4 protein-coding genes and 2 pseudogenes are annotated in these 8581 nt (G+C 41.5%); 2 read left to right on the top strand and 4 right to left on the bottom strand.

Annotation, left to right across the window (positions count from 1 at the left end; translation table 11 throughout):
• A pseudogene (locus AWH49_RS17525) lies at window positions 1-344 on the bottom strand (exosporium glycoprotein BclB-related protein); the annotation flags it as partial.
• Between the two features lie 408 nt (window positions 345-752).
• On the opposite strand from AWH49_RS17525, the pseudogene AWH49_RS21130 reads away from it, so the two are divergent.
• Window positions 753-1235: pseudogene (locus AWH49_RS21130) on the top strand (restriction endonuclease); the annotation flags it as partial.
• Here AWH49_RS21130 and AWH49_RS20880 read toward each other — a convergent pair.
• Window positions 1181-1579 (bottom strand): 5'-nucleotidase C-terminal domain-containing protein, encoded by a 399-nt coding sequence (locus AWH49_RS20880; protein WP_244886910.1) that lies wholly within the window; start codon window positions 1577-1579, stop codon window positions 1181-1183. The pseudogene AWH49_RS21130 and the gene AWH49_RS20880 overlap by 55 nt on opposite strands.
• Before the next feature lie 141 nt (window positions 1580-1720).
• The gene (locus AWH49_RS17515; protein WP_063966745.1) at window positions 1721-3112 is read right to left on the bottom strand and encodes an O-antigen ligase family protein; all 1392 of its coding nucleotides are present in this window, start codon (window positions 3110-3112) and stop codon (window positions 1721-1723) included.
• Between the two features lie 284 nt (window positions 3113-3396).
• Between AWH49_RS17515 and AWH49_RS17510 the strand changes: the two genes are divergently transcribed.
• A complete protein-coding gene (locus tag AWH49_RS17510) occupies window positions 3397-4122 on the top strand; it encodes a hypothetical protein (protein ID WP_063966744.1) in 726 nt (241 codons plus the stop codon).
• Window positions 4123-4241: 119 nt separating this feature from the next.
• On the opposite strand, the gene AWH49_RS17505 is transcribed toward AWH49_RS17510, so the two are convergent.
• A complete protein-coding gene (locus AWH49_RS17505; RefSeq protein ID WP_063966743.1) occupies window positions 4242-8417 on the bottom strand; it encodes an Ig-like domain-containing protein in 4176 nt (1391 codons plus the stop codon).
• Window positions 8418-8581: the final 164 nt, after the last annotated feature.

Raw genomic sequence — 8581 nt, 5'->3', positions numbered from 1 at the left:
CCTTGCGGCCCTGCTGCTCCCATAGGTCCTTGTGGCCCTTCCGGCCCTACTGCTCCGTCTGCTCCTGCAGGCCCTTGCACTCCTGTTGGCCCCGCAGGCCCCTGTGGTCCTGCTGCTCCATCGGCTCCCGCTGGTCCCTGTGGTCCTATTTTTCCCTCTGCTCCCGCTGGTCCTTGTGGTCCTACTTTTCCATCGGCTCCCGCTGGTCCTTGTGGTCCTACTGCTCCTGCAGGCCCTTGTGGCCCGGCGTTTCCTCTCGGTCCTCTCGGCCCTTTAGGTCCAATAGAAAGTGTCGACACTTGTGGTCCTGACCCATCCCGTGGTTCTTTTCTATCGTCAGCCATTGTTATCACCTTTCTTTTATACGTTTTTCAATGCAATGCAATTCATTTTATGCGTAAGGCCTTATTTCTGTGCTTTTAACCCATTTATATCCAATTTTACAAATTTAGAATAAGTTCCCATGGAACGAGTTAAAATCGGTTTTAAAAGGTTATAGCACACTCAATATCCGAAAAATGTAAATTATTTCACTAATCGAAATAAAATTTGATGGAATCGCGTGAAAGCTACAGCTTAAATGAAATGAAGGAATTACATCTGGTCGATGCCCGTTATGCAACTTCATCAATCGCCATAATATACGGCTATTCAACTTCGCTGGATAAAGATACATAAATCAGTGAAGAATAAGATGAAATAATGGACTGATTTTACTGAAATAGGTCAAGGAGATGAGATAGATAGCTAAGATGAAATATAAAAACGAGGCAGACACACTTTTTGATAAAACTTTACTCGGCCTAATGGGCTTTTTAATTGTTAGTCACTTTGTTCTTCCATTAGTTATTCAGCCTCGAGATGACATTTTTATCGTTATAGTGATCATTATTATTTCTGTTGCTGTATACGTTTATTTTCGGTCGGATGGACAATATGCAAAAAAGAGAAAATTCCTTCAATCCGATATTAAAGAAATTGATACTATGCAGAAAGTAGAATTTAAACTGTATGTAGAGGAACTGTTCAAAAACATGGGCTATAAAGTAAACCTCATTGGTGATTACGGTGCAGATTTATTATTAAAAAAAGACGGGAAATCTATCGCTGTGCAAGTCAAAAAATACAGTAAAACAGTCGGAGTTACTTCTGTTCAACAAGTTTTTTCTGCTAAAACGTATTACAGGACCAATGAAGCATGGGTTGTGACAAATAATACTTTTACAAAAAACGCCTGCGATCTTGCAAAAAAAAGCGGTGTGAAGTTGGTTGATCGAGGACAACTAATACATTTCATAAGTAAAATATAAAGTAAATAGTACAGCTTTTTATCAGATTTCCAGGAATTATCAAAAGGCATGACCGTTAAGACTTCCTCCATCGTAATGTCGCCTTCATTGATTGACGAGCGAATGCCACCGCCATTTTGAAGCGCAATGACCGCTTCTGCATCAATCGTTTTCGCTTTGGCGAGCATACTGTCTGTCATTAAGTTTCCAAGGTTCGTTTCACCGGTCCATACGTTTGCACGTTCGCCGTCAAGCGCAACCGGTGTAGAACCTACTATTTCTGCTTTCATTTCCTCGATTGCCGGTGTGTACTTGTCGGTAAGAATCTTTTTCACAGCTGCATCTTCTTCAAACATATACGTATCATTACACTAGATTCATATTTGCACAAAAAAACCGCTCTGTCAGTTACAACAGAGCGGTTCATCATACTATTCTTTTACAATTCCTTCACGTACCATAAGCAATGCCATAACAGCAGCAACATAAATGGATACAGCCGGTGCTGTTAACACATGTCCAGCTGTAGCTCCAATGCCGAGTGCTAAAATAAACGACACGCCGTACATCACATTCGTAATCGTAAACGTTTCTTTTATATTTCGGATGAAATACAGGACGAACTTCACAACATAATAAAGCGGTACGGACATCATATAAAGGAAACCGACGATACCGAGTGAGAAAAAGAGATCATAGAAATCCATTTCAATCAATTTCGGACCGACACCCGGACCTGGTTCTACGTAATTCCCCGCAAAGCCCATGCCGAACAATTTTTGTCCGATTGGCGCATCCGCAAAATCATCTTTCATGTCCGCTAAATATTTTTCACGGCTACTGAAAACGAGATTTTGAATTTGATCATTTGTGATTTCCGGCTTTTCTTCATCGTCTTCCGATGGGATTTCTTCTCCCGTTTCCGGATCGTATTCTTTTTCTTTCTGGCCAAAGTCCAAATCAATATTCAACAAGCTTAAATGTGCAAACATATTGTGGAAAACAGGCGTGATCGGTGTCGTCACAGCGAGAACCGCCATTAAAATGATCGAAATCAACATATTGGAGCGTACTTTTTCTGTCCGCTCTTTCGTCATGTAGAGGATAAACATCGTGACAAATGTAGCAATTAAGACGATCACAATGCCGCCATATCCTACTTTCGTTCCGAGAAACTGCATGGAAATCGCCAGCAAAACAAACGGAATCCAGTAGCGCCACTCTTTCAATTTATCCGTCTGTTCAATCGCATAAAGTGCTGTGAGCGGCAAAATAATCGCCATGATCGCACCAATTTCATTACCCGCGAAAAACCAACCCGTGAAGCCAATTTTTGTGTGGGAATAGTTGGACATGCTTGTCCCTGTTACGAATGAGACGATGAAAACGGCACTGATAATGAGCGAGGCGTAAAGAAAATACGTGGTTGTTTTTTCTTTAAATGGCTCATGTTCTCTCTTTAAATAAAGATACAGCATGTTAAAACCAACAAATACAATAGGAAAATAAACAATCTTATTAAAATACTTCAATTCGCTGGCAATGTAATAGGGATCTTTTACATTGTAATTCATCGCCATGTTTACAATAATCAGCACAGCCAACCCGATTAAATACAGGGCATATTTTCTCGCCAGACGGTTCCTCCAGGATAATTGCAGAAGCACTAGCACAATCACAGCCATAAACAGCACGCGGGCAATGACACCGACGGTTAGGTTTACATTTAGTAGAAGCAATGATGCGCTTGTCAGCACGTCGATAACCGGCTGCCAAATAAGAAATGCCAGAGCAAACAGCCAAAATTTCTTCTCGTTCTTCATGTTGAAAAGTCCTCTTTCCTTCCAAATTCGTAGATTTTTATCATATCATAATGAGTCTTTCATTGTCGTTTTTATGCGCAAAATGCATCTTTTCTATTATATAGGAAAATGGATCAGAATCCAGTAGAAAATGAACTGTCACAGAAAAAACAAAAAGACTCATTGTTGATGCATAAGGACGCTCTACTCTATACTTATATTAAAATCAACGAATAGGGATTGATTCTTTTGTGAAAACGAGATGGTTGCTGGCTATAATCGTGCTGCTCATAGGAGGCTGCCGTATGAATGAACCTGAACATGCAACATGGATATGGGATGCGTCCATACTCAATGACGATCAAGAAAAATGGCTGATATTTTTTGAAGAAAAGCGAGTGCGTGATGTGTATGTTCAAGTCGATCCGAATATTGCCGACAGTGTGTACCGCTCTTTTTTAACAGCCGCACATGAGCAGAATATTCGCGTTCATGCGCTTGATGGTTCGCCTGATTATACAGAAGCAGATTTAGCTCTTTTTTTACAAAAAGTAAATGAGCTGGACTGGGACGGCATTCATCTTGATGTAGAACCGTATTTATCAACTGAATGGAAAACCGATCAAAACCAGGCTATTGATCGATATGAACAGCTGTTGAAAAAAGCAGCAGCCAGCGGATTCCTTCTCGGTATCGATATCCCCTTCTGGTACGATGAAATTCCATCCCGGGCCGGCGGGACTCTTGCTGAAATGGCCATTCAAACCGCCGATTACACAGTGATTATGGCGTACCGTGACCGCGCAGACCAAATCATAGAAGCAGCCCGGACGGAATTAAACATCGGCAAAGCGCTCGGTAAAGAAGTGTTAATTGCTATTGAAACGATCGAGAACGCGGAAGCAGAAGGCATCTCTTTTTCTGGAAAAAGCCCCGCTTATATCGAAGCAGAAATGAAAAAAGTATGGAAAGAATGTAAGTGTCAAATTGCTGTCCATCATGCCAGTTCGTGGCAAAAGCTAATGAAGTAAGTAGTTTTCCAATCGTTTACTCTCAAGATTTAGATATTTGATGTAAAAAAGCTCACTGAGGAATCCCCAGTGAGCTTTTTTACTATTTACATAAATCTACATACTTAAGGCAATAAAACCTACTCAACAATTTTCTCCGTTGCTTCACTCGTGTTTTTAGCACTGTCTGTTGCGGTTACAAAAATCTTAGATCCGGCTGGCTGTGGAGAAATACTAAGCTTAAAATCCCCCTCTTTATTCGATTTTCCGGAACGTAATATTTTTCCTGCTGCATTTTTAACAGTCACCGTTACATTAGGTTCTGTTGTACCTGTCACGACCTTTTGCTTAGATGTGATATTATCTACCTCTGGTGCAACCGGAGCCGTTACATCGGCTACAACAACCTTCGTTTCTTTACTTACATTTCCGGCTTCATCCGCTGCCGTGACTAAAATCGTCGTGCCTGCCTTTGGCTGGACAATGTCCACCGTGAACGCACCTTGATCATCCGCTTTTCCTGTGTAGGTTTCCGTACCGAGTTTAACAGTCACAGTCGCCTTCGCTTCTGTTGTTCCCTTCACATCGGTACTTTGATCATTGACAGGAATCGTCACTTTTGGTGCGTCAGGAGCTATGCCGTCTAAAACGATTGCCTCTGTCGCTGCACTTTCATTGCCAGCCGCATCCTTCGCCGTGACTAACAGCTTGCTTCCTTTCGCCGGCATCTTGACACTTACAGAAAACTTCCCTTTTTTATCCGATTTTCCGGATTTAAGAACTTTTCCATTGTAGCTGACCGTTACGGTCATACCCGGTTCAGTCGTTCCTGTTACTGCTTTTTGAAGCTCTTTCACTGGATCTACGATTGGCGCGTCAGGCGCTGTTACATCGGCTACAACAACCTTCGTTTCTTTACTTACATTTCCGGCTTCATCCGCTGCCGTAACTAAAATCGTCGTGCCCGCTTTTGGCCGGACAATGGCCACCGTGAACGTACCTTGATCATCCGCTTTTCCTGTGTAGGTTTCCGTACCGAGTTTAACGGTCACAGTCGCCTTCCCTTCTGTTGTTCCGGTTACTCTCTCACTTTTGTCATTGACAGGAACCGTCACTTTTGGTGCGTCAGGAGCTATGCCGTCTAAAACGATTGCCTCTGTCGCTGCACTTTCATTGCCAGCCGCATCCTTCGCCGTGACTAACAGCTTGCTTCCTTTCGCCGGCATCTTGATACTTACAGAAAACTTCCCTTTTTTATCCGATTTTCCAGATTTAAGGACTTTCCCATTGTGGCTGACCGTTACGGTCATACCTGGTTCAGTCGTTCCTGTTACCGCTTTTTGAAGCTCTTTCACTGGATCTACGATTGGCGCGTCAGGAGCTGTGCCATCGGATACCATCACTTTTGTTTCTTTGCTTACGTTGCTGGCTTCATCTTCGGCTGTTACATAAAGCGTAGCGCCAGCTTTTTGCTTGGCGATTTCAATGCTAAACTCCCCTTGATCATCAGCCATTCCTATTACGTTTCCTGTGCCCAATTTCAGCATCACTGTCGCACCTGCCTCGGTTTTTCCGGTTACAGTCATACTTTGATCACTAACCGGATCAACTACCGGCGCTTCTGGAGGGGTACCATCTTGAACTTCAATTTCTCTTTTCGCTGTTTGATTCCCATGTGCATCTTTGACTATCACCGTTAATACCATGCCCAATTTTTGCTTCGGAATCTTAACAGAAAAATGTCCATCCGATTTTGATTTCCCGGTGCCAATCTTCTTTGATGATTCATTAGAAATCTCGATTGTCATATTTGGATCTGTGCCGCCTGTTACAGCTGTGCTGTTTTCCTTTACTGGATCTACGTGTATAAGAGAAGTTTCACCGTTTACTTTAATATTTTTTTCGATCACTTTTGATTCGTCGTTAATTTTAATAGAATCATGAAGCGGGATACTCAGATCCTCTAAAGAACCTTCATACGTATAAGCAAAAACCTCGACAACGTTATACGTACCCTTTGAAAGGCGTCCTTTATACGACTCTTCTTTAACATCAATCCACAAATACTCGCCGTTATTTTCAAGAATCAAACCAATCTCATCATATTGTTCAAGAATGTCGGGGTCAGAAAATTCGATTTTCCCTGTAACCGTTACAGGAGGAATGTCGACATCCAACTGAAGCGTTTCTTTGCCAACTGTAAATGATTGATCCAAAATATCAATATATTCTTCCGTTCCATCTTTATAAGAGTACATTGCTGTAATTTTATATTCCCCTGGCTTTAGATAAAAACTAAATTCTGAGTTTTCATCTAAAGTAAAATAGTAGTACTCATCCCCATCTGTTGATTCAATAAACATTAAGCCTTCTCCTATATCTTCAGAGGAGGGGCCTTCGCTCACTTTTCCTTTTACATTAGGCGTTTCCACGATTTCAACAGCCGTTTCTTCTCCCTGATAGGATGCCCAAATGATGGTTTCACCGTCGTTTATTTTTTCAACAAGCCCGGCTTCCACAGTTGCTACGTCCGGATCGCCTGACTCCCAGTTGCTCAAAGATGTTACGTCTTCTCTAGAACCATCAGAGTAAACAGCTGTTAACGTTAGCTGATGTGTTTCACCAACATTTAAATTGAGAGAGGATTCGCTCACCTCTAAGTTAATCAGAGCCTGCTCTCCAAATGGAAGCCCTACTGCTGCCCAGGCATTTTCCACTTCTTCTCTTACAATGTCTTTTTGATTACTTTCCAAGAATGTTAAGTCATCTACAGACAAAAGAAATGCATCCCGTGCATCTGAAAATCGAGAAGTTGGATGCAGGTAATTATTCAACGAGTTATAAGCGATATGACCTAAAATCTTTTTCCCGTCCAAGCCTCTTTGATCTAATGATGTCGCCAGCTGATAAGCGGCAAAGTTGGGAATCCCGCTATTAAAATGAACTCCGCCATTATCCCACTCTATATACATGTACTCATCCATATGTTTTGGCTGGCCATAACGATTTGGATCTTCCATATCCCGAATTACAGACCCTGTTTCTTCACCCAATTCCCAGTCTCCGTCTATAAGCGATCCAATAATGTCAGAAAAGGATTCATTTAAAGCACCCGATTGTTTCCAATAATCAAGGCCTGCCGTTTTCTCTGTGACACCATGCGTCATTTCATGGCCGACGACATCCAGTGCACAGCTGAAACAATTCAATTGATCTCCATCTCCGTACCACATGGCATCCTCCCACCAATAGGCATTATCCATCGGAGCGCCATACTCAGGAACATGCACATAACTAACAATATCCATTCCTTTTCCGTCAATGCTGTCGCGGTCGAATTCTTCTTTATAATAATCATATACGATGTCAGCGTTGTAATGAGCATCTACAGCATGCTTATCATTAAAATGAGAAGAATCGCTGGAAACAATCTCCCGGCTGAACTCATCACGAGTGACAATGGCTCCATCATTAGCCATTGGATTCGTTGTGTCCAACAAGTAATACCATCCGTTTTCTTTCACAATATTTAATTCTTTAACCCCGCCATTATTACTGTCCCCTTCACCTTTTTCAACAGTGTACGGATAGCTTAAAGGCGCTTTCTTTTCTTTACTAGGTACAGTTGCATTCGCATCTTTCAGCGCATTATACTTTTCAATGATTTGGCCTGTATGGGCATCCACAAAGCCGACCCATTCTCCGATCGTTGGTTTTAAAAAGCTAATTTTCGTTTCGTAAACCAAATAATCTTTGCCATTTGAAGGATAAATAATTAATTTCGCGCTTGGTTCTTTTATTTGCACCATTTCGTTACTGGATTCTAGTTCAATCTTTTTCCCCAATTCCTTCTCCACTGCAGCTGTTAAGTTAGCAATCGCTTCTGACCCGCTGAGATTTGGAGAGGTAGGTAGATTGATATCTTTTATCTCTACATCATTGTCCAAAGCATACACTTTGTTTTGAGCATTGAGATGCACTTGCGCATAGCTTCCGTAAACAGGAATTCCTTTGTGAGTTAATTGGTATAAATAATGCTTTTTATTCGTTTCTTTATTTGTTGTTTTCTTTGTTAATTTTAATTTCTCCGTTTTATTTTGAACGCCAAATTGCATTCGATTTTTATTAATAAAATCCGTCACTTTTTGGTCCGTGTCCAAAACACCTGATAATTCTCCGGTTGTTAATCCATTTCCGTAATTCCCGCTACTTTTAGAGGTATTTCCTTCCGCAAAACCATTATCTTGAGCGTACACTGCAGCTCCCGGGCCAATAAGCAGAAGAAAGAGTAACCCTCCTATTAACTTTTTAAACAACGTAATTCCCCCTCTGAAAAATGTAGTATCAACGATTCGGTTCGTTGTACCCCTTCAATGTCCATATATATTCGTGCACATCCTCTATAACTCCTGCTTCTTAAAAACAAAAATATTTCTATAGAACTAGTTCTTTGTTGATTGTTACTTCTCTAAGTCTATGA

The organism is Domibacillus aminovorans, assembly GCF_001643235.1.
In the GTDB taxonomy this organism is placed as follows: Bacteria; Bacillota; Bacilli; order Bacillales; family Domibacillaceae; genus Domibacillus; species Domibacillus aminovorans.
The sequence above is the reverse complement of the archived record's forward strand: the minus strand, read 5'-3'. Positions and strand labels throughout refer to the sequence as shown.

Coding starts and splice junctions, on each gene's coding strand:
- AWH49_RS20880 (WP_244886910.1), bottom strand. CDS start 1,579: ATGAAAGCAGAAATAGTAGGTTCTACACCGGTTGCGCTTGACGGCGAA.
- AWH49_RS17515 (WP_063966745.1), bottom strand. CDS start 3,112: ATGAAGAACGAGAAGAAATTTTGGCTGTTTGCTCTGGCATTTCTTATT.
- AWH49_RS17510 (WP_063966744.1), top strand. CDS start 3,397: ATGAATGAACCTGAACATGCAACATGGATATGGGATGCGTCCATACTC.